12 protein-coding genes and 1 pseudogene are annotated in these 15,596 nt (G+C 69.5%); 4 read left to right on the plus strand and 9 right to left on the minus strand.

The window, feature by feature from the left end:
* Positions 1-13 precede the first annotated feature (13 nt).
* Complete coding sequence (locus tag QR64_RS01955; protein WP_006550481.1) at positions 14-1,057, plus strand: alpha/beta hydrolase; 1,044 nt, start codon at positions 14-16, stop codon at positions 1,055-1,057.
* 17 nt (positions 1,058-1,074) lie between these two features.
* Here the strand turns inward: QR64_RS01955 and QR64_RS01960 are convergent, their stop codons facing one another.
* On the minus strand, positions 1,075-1,947 hold the full coding sequence (locus QR64_RS01960; protein WP_039583836.1) for a biotin-dependent carboxyltransferase family protein: 873 nt from the start codon (positions 1,945-1,947) through the stop codon (positions 1,075-1,077).
* 86 nt (positions 1,948-2,033) lie between these two features.
* On the opposite strand from QR64_RS01960, the gene mgtE reads away from it, so the two are divergent.
* Complete coding sequence (gene mgtE, locus QR64_RS01965; RefSeq protein WP_024102862.1) at positions 2,034-3,386, plus strand: magnesium transporter; 1,353 nt, start codon at positions 2,034-2,036, stop codon at positions 3,384-3,386.
* A 30-nt stretch (positions 3,387-3,416) separates the two neighbouring features.
* On the opposite strand, the gene QR64_RS01970 is transcribed toward mgtE, so the two are convergent.
* From QR64_RS01970 to QR64_RS02000, 6 genes and pseudogenes are all read right to left on the minus strand, one after another.
* Positions 3,417-4,025, minus strand: coding sequence for a 5-oxoprolinase subunit B family protein (locus QR64_RS01970; protein WP_039583838.1), 609 nt, complete (start codon positions 4,023-4,025; stop codon positions 3,417-3,419).
* A gap of 25 nt (positions 4,026-4,050) precedes the next feature.
* Entirely contained in the window at positions 4,051-4,809 is a 759-nt protein-coding gene (locus QR64_RS01975) for a LamB/YcsF family protein (RefSeq protein ID WP_039583839.1), read from the minus strand.
* A gap of 70 nt (positions 4,810-4,879) precedes the next feature.
* Positions 4,880-5,649, minus strand: a pseudogene (locus tag QR64_RS27440) (hypothetical protein); the annotation flags it as partial.
* Between the two features lie 119 nt (positions 5,650-5,768).
* Positions 5,769-6,653, minus strand: a complete 885-nt coding sequence (locus QR64_RS01990; protein ID WP_006550474.1) for a metal ABC transporter permease — start codon at positions 6,651-6,653, stop codon at positions 5,769-5,771.
* Positions 6,650-7,513, minus strand: a complete 864-nt coding sequence (locus tag QR64_RS01995) for a metal ABC transporter ATP-binding protein (RefSeq protein WP_006550472.1) — start codon at positions 7,511-7,513, stop codon at positions 6,650-6,652. The genes QR64_RS01990 and QR64_RS01995 overlap by 4 nt, the downstream gene beginning before the upstream one ends.
* Before the next feature lie 26 nt (positions 7,514-7,539).
* A complete protein-coding gene (locus QR64_RS02000) occupies positions 7,540-8,601 on the minus strand; it encodes a metal ABC transporter solute-binding protein, Zn/Mn family (RefSeq protein WP_033096921.1) in 1,062 nt (353 codons plus the stop codon).
* 169 nt (positions 8,602-8,770) lie between these two features.
* Between QR64_RS02000 and QR64_RS02005 the strand changes: the two genes are divergently transcribed.
* Positions 8,771-9,877, plus strand: coding sequence for a LacI family DNA-binding transcriptional regulator (locus QR64_RS02005; RefSeq protein ID WP_033096920.1), 1,107 nt, complete (start codon positions 8,771-8,773; stop codon positions 9,875-9,877).
* 21 nt (positions 9,878-9,898) lie between these two features.
* Here QR64_RS02005 and otsB read toward each other — a convergent pair whose 3' ends face one another.
* A complete protein-coding gene (otsB, locus tag QR64_RS02010) occupies positions 9,899-12,475 on the minus strand; it encodes a trehalose-phosphatase (protein WP_039583886.1) in 2,577 nt (858 codons plus the stop codon).
* Positions 12,476-12,636: 161 nt separating this feature from the next.
* Positions 12,637-13,296 (minus strand): cholesterol catabolism transcriptional regulator KstR, encoded by a 660-nt coding sequence (gene kstR / locus QR64_RS02015; RefSeq protein WP_006550468.1) that lies wholly within the window; start codon positions 13,294-13,296, stop codon positions 12,637-12,639.
* Between the two features lie 89 nt (positions 13,297-13,385).
* On the opposite strand from kstR, the gene QR64_RS02020 reads away from it, so the two are divergent.
* Complete coding sequence (locus QR64_RS02020) at positions 13,386-15,533, plus strand: acyl-CoA dehydrogenase (protein WP_039583843.1); 2,148 nt, start codon at positions 13,386-13,388, stop codon at positions 15,531-15,533.
* The last annotated feature ends 63 nt before the right edge of the window (positions 15,534-15,596 follow it).

The raw sequence follows: 15,596 nt of genomic DNA on the forward strand, positions 1-15,596 counted from the left end.
CTAGTCTGTCCTCGTGGTCGCATCCCTGCCGTTCCGTACGAAGGTGTTCGCCTTCCTCGAACGCTTCGCCGACAAGTCCATTGCCGACGCGTCCGTCGACGAGATCCCGGCACGTCGTGCTGCGCGCACGAAGCTCCTGTCGTCCCCGGTCGGACGGCTGATCTCGGGCCGGACGCATCCCGGCGTGCGGATCGAGGACCGATGGGTCGATCTCGAGCACGAGGTGATCGACGATCTCGCCCCCGAGGACTCCCCGGTCCGGACCCGTCTGCGGATCTATCGGCCCTCGGCGCGAACGAGCGGTCCGCTGCCGGTCGTGCTGTTGTTCCACGGCGGCGGGTGGGTGCTCGGCAATCCGGAGCAGAACGAGTGGTGGGCGAGCCACACCGCCGCGCGGACCCCGAGCGTCGTGGTGTCGGTGGACTACCGGCTCGCCCCCGAACATCCCTATCCCGCAGCGGTGCTGGACTGCTGGGCGGCGTTCCGGTGGGTCGTCGCACACGCTGCGGAACTCGACGGTGATCCGTCCCGCGTCGTGGTCGCCGGTGACAGTGCCGGAGGCAACCTCGCCGCGGTCGTCGCCGACGTGGCCGGCCGCTCGGGTGGTCCGCTGCCGGCCGGTCAGGTGCTGATCTATCCGGCGACGGAGATGGAGGAGGAGTTCCCGTCGGAGCGGCAGTTCGCGAACGCTCCCGTGCTCACCTCCCGCGGTATGCGGGCGTTCGTGCGCCTGTATCTGGCCGGAGCCGATCCGTATGCGCCGACCGCGGCTCCCCTGCGCGGCACGCTCGCCGGTGCCGCCGTACCGGCCCTCGTCCAGATCGCCGGGCACGACCCGTTGCGCGACAACGCCGTTCGATACGCCGAAGCATTGCGGGCCAAGGGCGGCGACGTCGCGGAGACCGATTATCCCGACACCGTGCACGGCTATCTCAGCCTGCCCGGCATCTCTCCGCCCGCGACACACGCACTCGACGAGGCGATCACCTTCGTACGTCGGGTGACGGCTACCGACCCGACCGACGAGGACGACACCTCCGTGCCGTCACGCGCCTGACGGTCACCCAGCAGCGATCACCGTACCGGCACGAACCGCACCCGCTGTCCGGGACGCAGTTGCGCCGCGACCGGCAGATCGGCGGCGACCGCCACCGCGGCCACCGGATAGCCGCCCGTGACGGGATGGTCGACGAGGAACAGCACCGGATGCCCGTCCGGCGGTATCTGCAGCGAGCCGGGAACCATGCCCTCGCTGGGCATCTCCTCGTGCCGTGCCCGGTGCAGTCGGCCGGGACCGTGGAACCTGATACCCACCCGGTCGAGTTCCGGTGTCACCGTCCACGTCTCGTGGAACAGCGCCCGCAGTGATCCGGGCGTGAACCAGTCGTCGCGCGGGCCGGGCCGTACCCGGATCTCCACGGGGTCGTCCATCGGCGGTGGTGGTGGGAACTGCTCCTCGTCGGGCAGGTGACCCGACATCGCCCCGACCAGCAGACTGTCGCCGGCGCGAACGGGTGACGGTCCGGTGTGCGACAGGATGTCGGTGGATCTACTGCCGAGCACCTCCCGCACGTCGATGCCGCCGCGTACCGCGAGGTAAATCCGCAGGCCTTCGTTCGAGACGCCGATCCGCAGCACGTCGTCGTTGCGGAGGGTGATGCGCGCCCAGTCGCCGACCGGCCGGTCGCACACGGTCACGTCGGCGCGGGCACCGGTCACGGCCACGATCGTCTCGCCGACGCTGCGGACGGCGAGACCGCCGCCGGTCACCTCGAGTGTCGCCGCGTCCGGCTGGTTCCCCACGAGCCGGTTCGCGGCGTCGTGTGCGCGCCGGTCGGCGGCACCGGACCGGGTGAGGCCCGAGGAACCGTAACCGGGACGTCCGCGATCCTGGACCGTCGTGAGCATTCCGCCGGAGAGCACCTCGAACCACGCCACGATGTTCATTCTCACTCACCGGCTTCGATCGCACGTCCGCACTCCGGCCGAACGATCGCGTTAGGTTGAAGATCATGAGGAAGGAGGTGACGATCATGGATGAAGCAGACGTCCGGGCGGCGACGACGCGACTGATCGAGAAGGCCGTCGAGGCCGACGACCTTCAGGCCGCGCACGACGCTGTCGCGGAACTGAGCGTCGAACAGGTCGTCGACGTGCTCGAACGGCTCGGTCGGACGGATCGCGCAGTGCTCTACCGGTTGCTGCCCAAGGACCGGGCGATCGACGTCTTCGAACAGCTCGACCCGAGCATGCAGAGCGAACTGCTCCGCGGGTTGCGCGACGATCAGGTGGCCGCAATCTTCGCCGACCTCGAACCCGACGACCGGGTGGAACTGCTCGACGAACTGCCCGCGACGGTCGCGTCGACCCTCATGCGCGGCCTGCCGCCCGCCGACCGCGAGGTGACCGCCACGATCCTCGGCTATCCGCAGCGGTCGATCGGCCGGCGGATGAGCCCGGCCTTCGTGTCGCTGCGGCAGGACATGACCGTCGAGCAGGCGATGGACGCCGTGCGTCGTCGGCTCGACGACGCGGAGACGGTGTACACGCTGCCGGTGGTGGACGACGGTCGTGTGCTCGTCGGGGTGGTCGGTCTGCGCGAGCTGATGACTGCGGCGCCGGGAACGGTGCTCGCCGACATCATGAACGAGCCCTACTGGGCGCGCGTGACCGACGACGCCGAGGAGTCCGCGCGCCGCTGCGCCGAACTCAAACTGCTGGCGTTGATCGTCGTCGACAGCGAGACCAGGTTGGTGGGCATCCTGACCGTCGACGACGCCCTGCGGATCCTCGAAGCCGCCGACAGCGAGGACCAGGCGCGCATCGGCGGTACCGAGCCGCTGCGCCGGCCCTATCTCGCGACACCCGTCGGGCAGTTGGTGCGCTCGCGGGTGGTGTGGTTGCTCTTCCTGGCACTCGGCGCGACCCTCACGGTCCAGGTCCTCGAGGTGTTCGAGTCGACCCTCGATCAGGTGGTCACCCTGGCGCTGTTCGTGCCGCTGATCATCGGCACCGGGGGCAACACCGGAAACCAGGCCGCCACCACGGTCACCCGCGCATTGGCGCTCGACGACGTGACGCCACGCGACATCGGCGGGGTGATCGCCCGCGAACTCCGGGTGGGTCTGTCCCTCGGTGTCCTGCTGGGCTCGGTCGCGTTCGTCCTGACGTCCCTGGTCTACGACTCGTCGGTGGGCGCGGTGATCGGGCTGACGCTGGTGAGCATCTGCACCCTCGCCGCCACTGTCGGTGGTGCGATGCCGTTGGTGGCCAAATCGATCCGCGCCGACCCCGCGGTCTTCTCCAATCCGTTCATCACGACCTTCGTCGACGCGACCGGCCTGGTGATCTATTTCCTCGTCGCGAAGGCCGTGCTCGGTATCTGAGCGCAGCGGCGCAGTGGATCCGGGGACGGTTCAGATCGCGACGAAGCGCACCGCACATCCCGGTCGCAGCAGCGCCGCAGGAGTCCGGTCCGGTTGCCACAGCGGGGCATCGGAGGTTCCGATGAGTTGCCATCCTCCGGGCGACTTCCGCGGGTAGACGCCCGAGAACTCACCCGCCAGTCCCACGGCGCCGGACGGGACGGAGGTGCGCGGTGAACTGCGACGCGGCACGTGCAATCGAGAATCCCCGCCGGTGAGATACGCGAAGCCGGGCGCGAACCCGCCGAAGGCGACCGTCCAGAGGCTGCCGGTGTGGGCGGCGATCACGCCGTCCGCGCCGAGGCCGGTCAACTCGCCGACCTCTTCGAGATCGACGCCGTCGTACCGGACTTCGAGCGTCACCTCCTCGATGTCGACGTCGTCCCCGGACACCGGTGGGGTGGTGGTGACCCACTTGTGCACGACCTGCGCGCCGGTCTCCGACGGATCGAAGCACACCAGCAGTGTCCGCGCCGCCGGCACGAGATCGACGACGCCACGCGGCCGCTCGCGGTCGAGTGCCCGGAAGTGTGCGAGAACCTCGTCGAGGGAATCGAATTCGGCGAGCAGGGCGTTGTCTCCGGCACGAAGGATTTTCATCGGTGGACCTCGCGGTGTCGGGCGTTCACACGAACGCCCGGATGTCGATCTTCTCGGCGTCGAGGCGGCGGCGCACGGCGACGGCCATCGCCGTGGCGTCGGGGGAGTCGCCGTGGATGCACACCGACTGCGCGTTCACGCGTATGTCGCTGCCATCGATGGCGGTGACCACCCCCTCGGTGACCATGCGCAGGACCCGCTCGGCGACCTCCTCCGGATCGTGCAGTACCGCACCGGGTTCGCGTCGGGAGACGAGCGTGCCCTCGGGGGTGTAGGCGCGGTCGGCGAACGCCTCGGCGACCACCTTCAGTCCGGCCCGTTCGGCCTCCTCGAGGAAGACGGAGCCGGGCAGTCCGAGGACGGGCAGCGAGGCGTCGTAGGCGCGTACCGCATCCACGACCGCACGGGCCTGTTCGCGGTGATGGACGATCGCGTTGTACAGCGCGCCGTGGGGTTTGACGTAGCTCGCCGACGAACCGGCCGCCCGGGCGAGACCGTCGAGCGCGCCGATCTGGTAGATGATCTCGGCGGTGAGATCCGCCGACGGCACCTCGATGAAGCGGCGGCCGAAACCGCCGATGTCGTTGTAGCCGACCTGGGCACCGATCCTTACCGCGCGCTTCGCGGCGCCGTGGCACGTGTGCAGCAGTGTCGCCGGGTCGCCGGCGTGGAATCCGCACGCCACGTTGGCGCTGGTGACGATGTCGAGCATGGTCTCGTCGTCGCCGAGACGCCACCGGCCGTAGCTCTCGCCGAGGTCGCTGTTGAGGTCGATGCGGGTCACGACCCGAGTCTATGCCCGCTCAGAAGACCGTTCCGACGTCGCGGACGACGATGTCGTCGAGGGCGCGTTCGCCGGCGATGCGGCGCACGGTGGGGTCGATGTGACCCGTCTGCAGCACCGCGTCCCCTTCGTGCGGCCAGCGCAGGCCGGCGTCGTCGCGAGCGGCGTCGTAGACGAAGTGCCCGCGACCCTCACTGACGCCGTAGCCCACCAGTACGGTGCTGCGCATGTCGATCCCGTAGAAGCCGGGAATGGAGGCCTGGATGTCGGTGACCTCGTGTTGCGTCGCGACGGTGACCAGACCGGTCGCCTCGGCCTCCGCGATGTAGGTGACGTCGACGGAGTGCTTGCCGCCGTTGTTGACACCCATCGCACCCGAACCGTCGGTGTAGCCGGGGCCATCTCGCCGCGGAGTTCGGCGAGCGCGTAGTCCCAGTCGATCGGCATCGGGATCTTGTCGATCGGGAAGCCGGCCTTCCGCGCAGGGTTGGCGAAGATGCGCGAGGTCGCGTAGTTGGGGCTGTCGACGAGTTCGTCGGGCGCCACGGCCAGGTGCAGCATCTGCGCGACGCGCGGGTAGTGGACGCGGTCCATGCGCGCCCAGTCGAGTTCGTTCGGGAAGTGGGCGTTGAACACCGCTTCGTCGGGTTGCAGCGTCATGCCCTGGTAGACGAGCGACCCGCCGCCGACACCGGCGGCGCACAGGGCCGTCATGTTCTCGCCGACGCACGCCTCGACCAGACCGGTGTAGGGCTCGAAGGCGAGGTGACGACCGAACACCTCGGGGTTCGACCGGTGCCACAGGAACCGCTTGTCGGGGTTGTCGATGCGAAGGAACGACGCGTGACGTGCTGCACTCTCCACCCCCGATGTCTGTGACGTCCCGTTACTGGAGCAAACTCGGGAAACTGGGCGGACGTCGAGGAGCGCGTCAAGATCACGTCCCGACGGGCCGTGAATCAGGCAGTTGCGGCGACCCGCCCGGAACCACGTCGGTTGCGGGCGGTGCCGATCACGCGGCAGATCATGTAGATGACGAACGCGATCGTCGTGATGAACGCCGAGACCGGCACGCCCGGCGCCAGCGCGAGTAGGATGCCGCCGACCGCCGAGATCTCCGCGAAGACCACAGACAGCACCGTGGCGGCGAGCGGCCCGCTGACCACCCGGGCCGCCGCGGCGGCCGGGGTGATGAGCAGTGCCATCACCAGCAGCGCGCCGACGATCTGCACACCGAGTGCGGCGGTGACACCGACGAGCACCGCGAACACGATCGACAATGCGCGCACCGGGACGCCGCGTGCAGCCGCGACCTCCGGGTCGGTGCTGGCGAACAGTAGCGGACGGTAGATCACCAGCAGCGTGAGGATCACGACGGCAGCGCACGCGGCGAGCAGGGCGATGCCGGTACCGCCGGGCGCCACGATCTGACCGGTGAGCAGCGAGAAGGCGGCGCCGGTGCGTCCGTCGTAGGCCCACAGCAGCAGGACGGCGAGACCGAGTCCGAAGGCCATCACCACGCCGATGACGGAGTCGCGTTCGCGGGCACGTGTCCCCAGGACCCCGAAGAGGATCGCGGCGATCACGGCACCCGCGACCGCACCGATCCCGACGGAGACCCCGATGATGAGCGCCGCCGCGGCACCGGTGAGCGACAGTTCGGAGGTGCCGTGGACGGAGAACGCCATCTGACGGCTGATGATCAGCGGGCCGATCACGCCGGCGAGCAGACCGAGGATCGCACCGGCGACGAGCGCCTGCTGCACGAAGTCGTACTGCAGGAGTTCGACGGTGGTCTCCACGTCGAACATCCGCCCGAGGGCGTCGGTGAACTTGCTGCTCATTCGTGATCCTCGTGATCGTGGTGGACGCCTTCCCCGGGGCGCAGTCCGCCGGCGCTGCCGAGCGCGTCGATGGCGTCGCCGGTGCCGACGACCACCAGGCGGCCGCGCATCTCGAGCACTTCGACGTCGGTGCGGTAGAGCTCGGAAAGCACCTGCGAGGTCATCACCTCGGCGGGGGTGCCGATGCGGAACTGGCCGTCGACGAGGTACAGCACGCGATCCACCAGCGGCAGGATCGGATTGATCTCGTGGGTGACGAACAGGACGGAGGTGTCGTGGTCGCGGCGGCGGCGGTCGATGAGCGCCGACACCAGGTGCTGGTTGGCGAGATCGAGACTGAGCAGCGGCTCGTCGCACAGGAGTACGCGCGGATCTCCCACGAGCGCCTGCGCGATACGCAGCCGCTGCTGCTCACCACCGGAGAGCGTGCCGATCGGGGCTCCGGCATAGGTCTCTGCGCCGACCTGAGCGATCGCGTCGTCGACCGCGACGCGGCGCCGCCGGCGCGTGCGCAGGCCGGTGCCCCAGCGATGTCCGTCCATGCCGAGGCCTACGAGATCGCGTCCCCGCAGCGGGACGCCCTCGTCGAGAGACTTCTGCTGCGGCACGTATCCGACGTGCGAGTTCCCGGTCCGGACGGCCTGCCCGGCGATGGTCGCGGTTCCGGAGGTGAGCGGGAGCTGGCCGAGCAGCACCTTGAGCAGCGATGTCTTGCCGGCACCGTTCGGTCCGAGCACCGCCAGGAACTCGCCGGGTTCGACGACGAGGTCGAGTCCGTCCCAGAGGACCCGATCGCCGAATGCCAGCCGGGCATCGCGGAGTTCGACTGTGGGCGTGCGGTCGGATGGAGGAGGTGTCACCGGAGTCCGTGTTCTCGATCGGATGGTCAGGAGGCGGTCTCGAGCGCGGCGGCGAGGGTCTCGGCGGTCCGGGCCTGCCACTGAATGTAGTCGACACCTTCGGGCAGGGTTTCGAAAACCTCGACCACGGGGACGCCCGACGACTCTGCTGCCGTGCGCATCTCGCGGCTGATCCGGTCCTCGGTCTGCGGGTTGTAGATCAGGACGCGAACCTGCTTGTCGACCAACAACTGCCGTGTCGCCGCGATCGCCGCCGGGGACGGATCGGTGCCGTTCTCGATGGCATTGGTGAAGTCCGGGGGAGTGATGTCGTCGAGCGTCGCGGCCGAGACGAGGTAGTGGCCGATCGTCTCGGTCTGGGCGACGGGTGCGTCGCCGTGTGTGTCGGCGAGCTTGTCGACAACATCCGCGACGTAGTGCAGGTTCTCGTGGAAGCCCGCGGCGTTGGCCTCGTAGACGGCGGCGCCGTCGGGGTCGAGTTCGGCGAGCTGCTCGGCGACGGCGTGCGCGACGGCGTCGGCGGTCGCGAGGTCGTACCAGACGTGCTCGTTGATGCCGCCGTGGTCGTGACCCTCGTGCGAGTGCCCGTCGCCGGCGTCGGACACCTCACCGCTCTCGTGCGAGTGGTCCTCGGAAACGGTTGTCTCCGAGTCGCTCTCGATGGCGTCGTCGGTGCCGTCCTCGTCGCCGTGATCGTGTCCGGCGTGCAGATCCGAGTACGCGCCGGATTCGAACAGGGCGAAGGCCTCCACGACTGCAGGCTTGTCCCCGGTGGCGCCGAGGATGTCGTCGACGAATTGGTCGTAGCCACCGCCGTTGTAGACGACGAGCGAGGCGTCGGAGATCGCCGCGGCGTCGAGGGGGCTGGCCTCGTAGGAGTGCGGGTCGGCGTTCGGTTCGGTGATGAGCGAGCGGACCTCGATGCGGTCTCCGGCCACCGCCTGCGCGATCGACCCCCACACGTTCGTGGAGGCGACGACGCTGATCTCGTCGTCGTCGGCGCCGGAGGTATCGGTGCCGCACGCGGCGAGGGCGGTCGCGCAGGCTACGGCGGCGGCTGCGAGGGCCGTGCGGGAGGACAGTCGCACAGTTCTTCTCCTGAGGATCGGCGGTCTTCGACGAACGGGGTCCGGAACGACCGAGCGACCGACCCAAACGTTATTGGTAACCGTTACCGTTCCACTTTAGCGGACGACACCGAGCCCTCCTACCATCCCTGGGTGGTCGTGACCATGGACACAGGACTACGGTCCTCTCATGTCCAGGTCTCGTCAGCCGCGCCGACAGGCGACCCTGGCGTCGATTGCCGCCGAGTTGAAGATCTCCCGCACCACGGTCTCGAACGCGTACAACCGCCCCGACCAGTTGTCCGCCGAGCTACGCGAACGTGTCCTCGAAGTCGCCAAACGACGCGGATATGCCGGCCCGGATCCGATGGCGCGGTCGCTGCGCACCCGCAAGGCAGGAGCGGTGGGGGTCCTGCTCACCGAAGCGTTGAGCTATTCCTTCCGGGATCCCGCCGCCATGAGTTTCCTGTCGGGACTGTCCGAGGCCTGCGAAGCGGCCGGACAGGGACTACTGCTCATCCCCGCCGGACCGGGCCGGACCGACGACGAGGCCGCACAGGTCGTGCACCGCTCGTCCGTCGACGGCTTCGTCGTCTACTCGGTCCCCGCCGAGGACCCCTATCTCGCTGCCGTGCTCGAACGGCACCTCCCGATCGTCGCGTGCGACCAGCCGCGCGGGCTCGAGAGCACCCCGGTGGTGGGCATCGACGACCGGCGGGCGATGCGCGATCTCGCCGCCCACCTCATCGAACTCGGCCACCGCCAGATCGGCATGTTGTCGATGCGCCTCGGCCGCGAACGGCACGACGGGGTCGTCGACCTGTCGACCCTCGAATCCGGCGCCTTCCACGTGCAGCGCGAACGCATCCGCGGCGTCCAGGACGCCATGAGCGCCGCAGGGCTGGCCCCCGAATCGCTCACCGTCGTCGAGCGCTACACCCACACCGCGGAGGACGGCCTGTCCGCCGCGGCGCAGATCATGCGCATGAACCCGCGGATCACCGCGCTCGTGTGCACCACCGACGTGCTCGCGCTCGGCGCTCTCGCCTGGGCCAATCAGATGGGTCTCGACGTGCCCGGCCACCTGTCGATCACCGGCTTCGACGGCATCGACGAAGCGATCCGCGAAGGCCTCACGACCGTGAGGCAACCGCAGAAGGACAAGGGGCGGCGCGCAGGCGAACTGCTCCTCGCCGCCCCCTCGCACTCCGGTGTGCCCGCGCTCGAGACCCTGGGGACCCAGCTGTGGTTCGGTGCCACCTCGGGTCGGGTCGAGAGCGAGTGGTACGCCGAGTGACCGAGCGGCCCCGCTCGTAGCTCAGTGCTGCCGGTCGCCCGTGGCCTTCGCGCCCGACAGCAGCTGGGCGCAGCGCAGCAGACCGATGTGACTGTACGCCTGCGGGTGGTTGCCCAGCGCACGCTCCGCGACGGGGTCGTACTCCTCGCTGAGCAGCCCGGTCGGTCCGGCCGCCGCGACCAGCTGCGCGAACAGCGCCTCGGCGTCGTTGCGCTGCCCGACCAGCAGGTAGGCCGCGACCAGCCACGCCGCGCACAGGTGGAAGCCGCCTTCGGCGCCCGGCAGGCCGTCGTCGCTGTGATAGCGGTAGACGGTCGCGCCGCTGCGCAACTCCCGTTCGGTGGCCTGCACGGTCGCCCGGAACCGCTCGTCCTGCGGGTCGACGAGTCCGGTGAGGCCGATGAACAGGGTGGCCGCGTCGAGATCGGTGCCGTCGTAGGCCGAGGTGAACGACTGGACCTCGTCGTTCCAGCCCTTCTCGGTGACCTCCTCGGCGATCTCGTCGCGCAGCGCCGCCCAGCCCTCGCCGGCGGTCCGGCCGAACTTCTCGGCGAGCGTCAGTGCCCGGTCGACGGTCAGCCACCCCATGACCTTCGAGTACACATGGTGGCGGGGTGCGTGGCGGATCTCCCAGATGCCGTGGTCCGGTTCGAACCAGCGCCGTTCGACCGCGGTGACCATCGAGCAGACGAGTTCCCAGTCCCGGTCGGTGAGGGCACGGTCGTGGGACACGCCGCGCGACTCGCGGCTGTGCGCGAGGTCGGCGATCAGGTCGACGATCGGGCCGAAGACGTCGAGTTGCACCTGCTGGTTCGCCGCGTTGCCGACCCGCACGGGCCGCGAACCGGCGTATCCGGGAAGCGAGTCGATCACGGCCTCGGGCGGCAGCGGTCCGCCGGCGAGCGTGTACAGCGGGTGCAGACGTTCGGGGCCCGGCACGGTCTCGAGGACGCGGTGGACCCAGTCGAGATAGTTCTCGGCCTCCTCGAGGGATCCGACCCGCACGAGCGCCTGCGCCGTGAGCGCGGCGTCGCGCAGCCAGCAGTAGCGGTAGTCCCAGTTGCGGACACCGCCGATCTCCTCGGGGAGCGAGGTGGTCGCCGCGGCGAGGATCGAGCCCGTCGGACCGTGGACCAGCCCCCGCAGGGTGAGCGCCGAACGCTTCATGAGATCGGGCTTGAGCGGCGGCAGCTCGAGCTGGGACGCCCACGTGTGCCAGTAGGCCTCGGACTGTGCCCGACGCTCGACCTCCGGCACCGGGTGCTCATCGAGATCGTCGGTGCCGCAGCGGAGTTCGAGGATGATGTCGTTCTCGGTGGGGTCGACCACGGCGTGGGCCGTCTGGTGCACGCCGTCCGTGGTGATGTCCCACCGCACGCCGGGGGAGCGCAGGACGTAGGGCTCGTTGAAGCCCATGACGCGGATGCCGTCGTCCTCGACCTCGAGGGTGACCTGTCCCTGTCCGAACTCCGGTCGCGGGGCGAAGGTCACCACCGCGCTCGCGCGCCCGGTGATCACGCGCGTGAGGTCGGTACGGCCGGCCTCGACGTCGTGCGGGAGGTAGTCGATCACCGCGAGCGACGCCCACCGGGTCACCACCGTCATCGTCGAGTCGACGTAGCGCTGGCTGAGCGGCAGTGCCTGGCGGGTCGGGCCGATGGTGAAGTGACCGGCTGCGTCACCGCCGAGGAGATGGGCGAACACCGCCGCGGAATCGGGTTCGGGGTGGCACAGCCAGGTGATCGTGCCGTCGGGGGTGACGAGTGCCTTCGAGCGGGGGCTCGCGAGCATGGTCAGGCGTTCGATCGGCGCGACGTGGGCGCCGGACAACCAGGTGCGACGTTCCTCGAGCAGGAACGCGAGTGCGGCGATGACCTCTTCGCTGGTGCGGACGCGGTACTCGGCGGCGGTGTCGCCGTCGCCGATCTTCACCCCGACGTCCGGGCCCTGCAGCGAACGGAAGGCCTTCTCGTCGGTCACGTCGTCGCCGAAGAAGACCGCCGCGCTGGCGGCTTCCTGGTGGCGGATGACGTCGAGCGCCTTGCCCTTGTCGGTGGGCACCACGGACAACTCGATGACTGCCTTGCCCTCGGTGACCTGCACACCGGGCTGGAGCGCGAGGCCGCTGCGCACGAGATCGAGGGCCTGCTCGGCATCGGCGGGAGAGGCGTTGCGCACGTGCAGCGCGGCGCTCGCGGGCTTGGCCTCCACCTGCACGCCGTCGAACCGGGATGCCACCGAGTGCAGTCCCTCGACGATCGTGGCGAGGAGGTCCCTCGCGTCGGGATCGATCTCGTGGACGAATCCGATGTCGAACTCGGAGCCGTGGCTGCCGACGAGTTTGACCTCGACCGGCAGACGCGACAGGGCGGCGAGATCCTTGAGAGCGCGTCCCGAGATGACGGCAGCGGCCGTCGACGGCAGAGCGGCGAGGCCCCGCAGCGCCCGCACCGCATCGTCGTGCGGGTAGGCCTTCTCGGGATCGCTCACGATGGGGGAGATGGTGCCGTCGTAGTCGGTCGCCACGAGCAGGCGGGGCGTCCGCGCGACAGCCACCAGAGCACGTCGAAGGTCAATCGGAAGATCGTGGGCACTCACCTGCTCCACGTTAGGTCAGAGTGGGGCACGAATCCGACCCGCTGGGTATTGCGACCACGTGTTTCCGGTTACAGGAAGCGGCGGATCGGACGTCGGGCTTCCGGCGCGAGCGCCGCGGGGCTTCCGGCGCGAGCGCCGCGGGGCTTCGGACGCGAGCGCCGTCAGGCTTCTGACGCGACCGTCTTCGGCACGCGCGAGCCGTCGCCGAGCAGCAGCTCCACCGTCAGTTCGAGCCGGCGGGCGACATCGGTGGCCGACGAACGGCGCGTGAGCCAGGCGACGAGATTCGACAGCCACACGTCGCTGATGACGCGTGCGATGGCGAGTTCTTCCTCGGTGGGCTCGCCGTCGTTCATGGCCCGTGCGAACAGTCGGTCCATGAGGGTGCCCACCTGGTCGACCTCGGCGGCGGCGGAAGCGTCGGCGAACATGAACGCCCGTGTCATGGCCTCGGTGAGCAGGGGATCGCGCTGCATGGCCTTGGTGATCAGGCCCAGGATGAGGTGCATGCGCTCGAGGGGGCTGTGGCCGGGTGGGATCCGGCCCTTGCCTTCGATGCGGGCGAATTCACGGCCGAGGGCGGAGACCAGCAGGTGGACCTTGGACGGGAAGTATCGGTAGAGGGTGCCGACCGCGACGTCCGCGCGTTCTGCCACCGCCCGCATCTGCACGGCCTCGTAACCACCCTTCGACGCGAGCGCCAGGGTGGCGTCGAGAATCCGCTTGCGACGTTCCTTCTGGGCATTGGAACTGAGATCGTCCTCGGTGAGGGCGGTCAGAGTTCCGTGTCCGTTGGCACGGGAGCGGGACGGGGTGGCCATAGATTCGTTTCCTCACGCCTTGACTCTGAATCGGTGCCATATTAGAACACGTTCTAGCAATGATGTCATTCGGAAGGGCGGAAACCGCTGTGAGTATCGCCACGACCGAGGAGCAGCGGGCCGTTCAGGCATCTGTCCAGGCCTGGTCACGTGCCGTAGACCCCATGTCGACGATACGTCGCGCAAGCGACGCGACGTGGCGCGACGGCTGGTCCTCCCTCGCAGAACTCGGAGTCTTCGGCGTCGCCGTCCCGGAGGAGGCGGGCGGCCTCGGCGCGACCACCGTGGACCTGGCCGTCATGCTCGAGCAGGCCGCCTACGAACTCGCACCGGGCCCGATCCTGACCACCGTCGTGGCCGCCCTCGTGTTCGGCCGTGCCGGTGAGACCGTCGCCAAGACGACGGAACGGCTCGCCGAGGGTGAGGTCCCCACCGCGCTCGCTCTCGACTCGGCCGTGACCGCGGAGCCGGCGGGTGACGGAGTCCTGCTGCGCGGTGAGGCCGGACCGGCCGTGGGTGCCGAAGCCGGGGTCGCCGTGCTCGTCCGTGTCGCGGGTGAAGGTGATCCGGCCGTCGAGAGCTGGGCGCTCGTCGAGGCCGATGATCCGGGTCTGCACATCGAACCGCTCGAGACCATCGACGCCTCCCGCGCGGTGGCCCGCGTCCGCCTCGACGACGCGACGGTCCCGGCCGATCGGGTCGCGACCGTCCCGGCCGGCTTCGTGCGCGACCTGACCGCCGGCCTCGCCGCCGCGGAGCTGGCCGGTCTCGCCGGCTGGGCGCTGACCACCGCCGTCGAGTACGCGAGGATCCGCGAACAGTTCGGAAAACCGATCGGTTCGTTCCAGGCCGTCAAACACATCTGCGCCGAAATGCTCTGCCGCACCGAGAAGATCCGGGCCGTGGCCTGGGATGCGGCGGTCACCGTCGACGCGCAGCCCGACGAACTGCCGATCGCGGCGGCGGCCGCCGCAGCGATCGCACTCGATGCCGCGGTGCAGACCGCCAAGGACGCGATCCAGGTGCTCGGCGGCATCGGGTTCACATGGGAACACGACGCACACTTCTATCTCCGCCGTGCGGTCGCCACCCGCCAGGTGCTCGGCGGTTCCACCGCGTGGCGCTCGCGGCTGACGACCCTGGTCCGCGACGGCGCGCGCCGTCACCTCGGTATCGACCTGTCCGATCACGAGGAGAAACGCGCGCGGATCCGTGCGGAGGTCGAGAAGATCGCCGCCGCACCCGAATCCGAGCGCCGTGTCGCCCTCGCCGAATCGGGCCTGCTCGCGCCGCACTGGCCGCCGCCCTACGGTCGCGGAGCCGGCGCCGCCGAACAGCTCGTCGTCCAGGAGGAGCTCGCCGCCGCCGGCATCGAACGTCCCGACCTCGTGATCGGCTGGTGGGCGATTCCGACCGTCCTCGCACACGGAACACTCGAGCAGATCGAGCGTTTCGTGATGCCCACCCTGCGCGGCGACGTGGTCTGGTGTCAGCTGTTCTCCGAACCCGGCGCCGGCTCGGACCTCGCGGCGCTGCGCACGAGTGCCGAGAAGGCCGACGGCGGATGGGTGCTGCGCGGGCAGAAGGTGTGGACCTCGCTCGCACAGCAGGCGGACTGGGCGATCTGTCTCGCCCGCACCGACCGCGACGTCCCCAAGCACAAGGGCATCACCTACTTCCTCGTCGATATGAAGTCGGCGGGCATCACGATCTCGCCGCTGCGCGAGATCACCGGCGACGCGTTGTTCAACGAGGTCTTCCTCGATTCGGTCTTCGTGCCGGACGACTGCGTGGTGGGCAATCTCGGCGACGGCTGGAAGCTGGCCCGCACGACCCTCGCCAACGAACGCGTCGCAATGGGGGGCAAATCGTCGCTGGGGCCGCGCATCGAGGGACTGCTCGAACTGTCGACCCCCGGCGATCCCGTCGCCGAGGACCGCATCGCGACGCAGATCGGGGAGGCGACGGTCGGTTCGCTCCTCGATCTGCGGGCGACCCTCGCGCAGCTCGAAGGGCAGGATCCGGGCGCCGCGTCCAGCGTCCGCAAGCTCATCGGCGTGCGGCAGCGGCAGGACACCGCCGAGCTCGCCATGGATCTCGCGGGCGAGGCCGGCTGGGTGGAAGGTCCGCTCACCCGGGAGTTCCTCAACACCCGGTGCCTGACGATCGCCGGCGGAACCGAGCAGATCCTGCTCACCATGGCGGCCGAGCGGCTCCTGGGCCTGCCGCGCGATTGAGCGGTCCTTCCGCAGGGCGCCGGGGAGTGCTACAACTAGAACACGTTCTATTCGAAGGTGGGT

This window comes from Rhodococcus sp. Chr-9, assembly GCF_000801125.1.
Classification (GTDB): domain Bacteria; phylum Actinomycetota; class Actinomycetes; order Mycobacteriales; family Mycobacteriaceae; genus Rhodococcus; species Rhodococcus pyridinivorans.

Bases quoted from the DNA above. Each gene is read 5' to 3' on its own strand.
- QR64_RS01960 (WP_039583836.1), bottom strand. From the start codon at position 1,947: ATGAACATCGTGGCGTGGTTCGAGGTGCTCTCCGGCGGAATGCTCACG.
- mgtE (WP_024102862.1), top strand. From the start codon at position 2,034: ATGGATGAAGCAGACGTCCGGGCGGCGACGACGCGACTGATCGAGAAG.
- QR64_RS01970 (WP_039583838.1), bottom strand. From the start codon at position 4,025: ATGAAAATCCTTCGTGCCGGAGACAACGCCCTGCTCGCCGAATTCGAT.
- QR64_RS01990 (WP_006550474.1), bottom strand. From the start codon at position 6,653: ATGAGCAGCAAGTTCACCGACGCCCTCGGGCGGATGTTCGACGTGGAG.
- QR64_RS02005 (WP_033096920.1), top strand. From the start codon at position 8,771: ATGTCCAGGTCTCGTCAGCCGCGCCGACAGGCGACCCTGGCGTCGATT.
- kstR (WP_006550468.1), bottom strand. From the start codon at position 13,296: ATGGCCACCCCGTCCCGCTCCCGTGCCAACGGACACGGAACTCTGACC.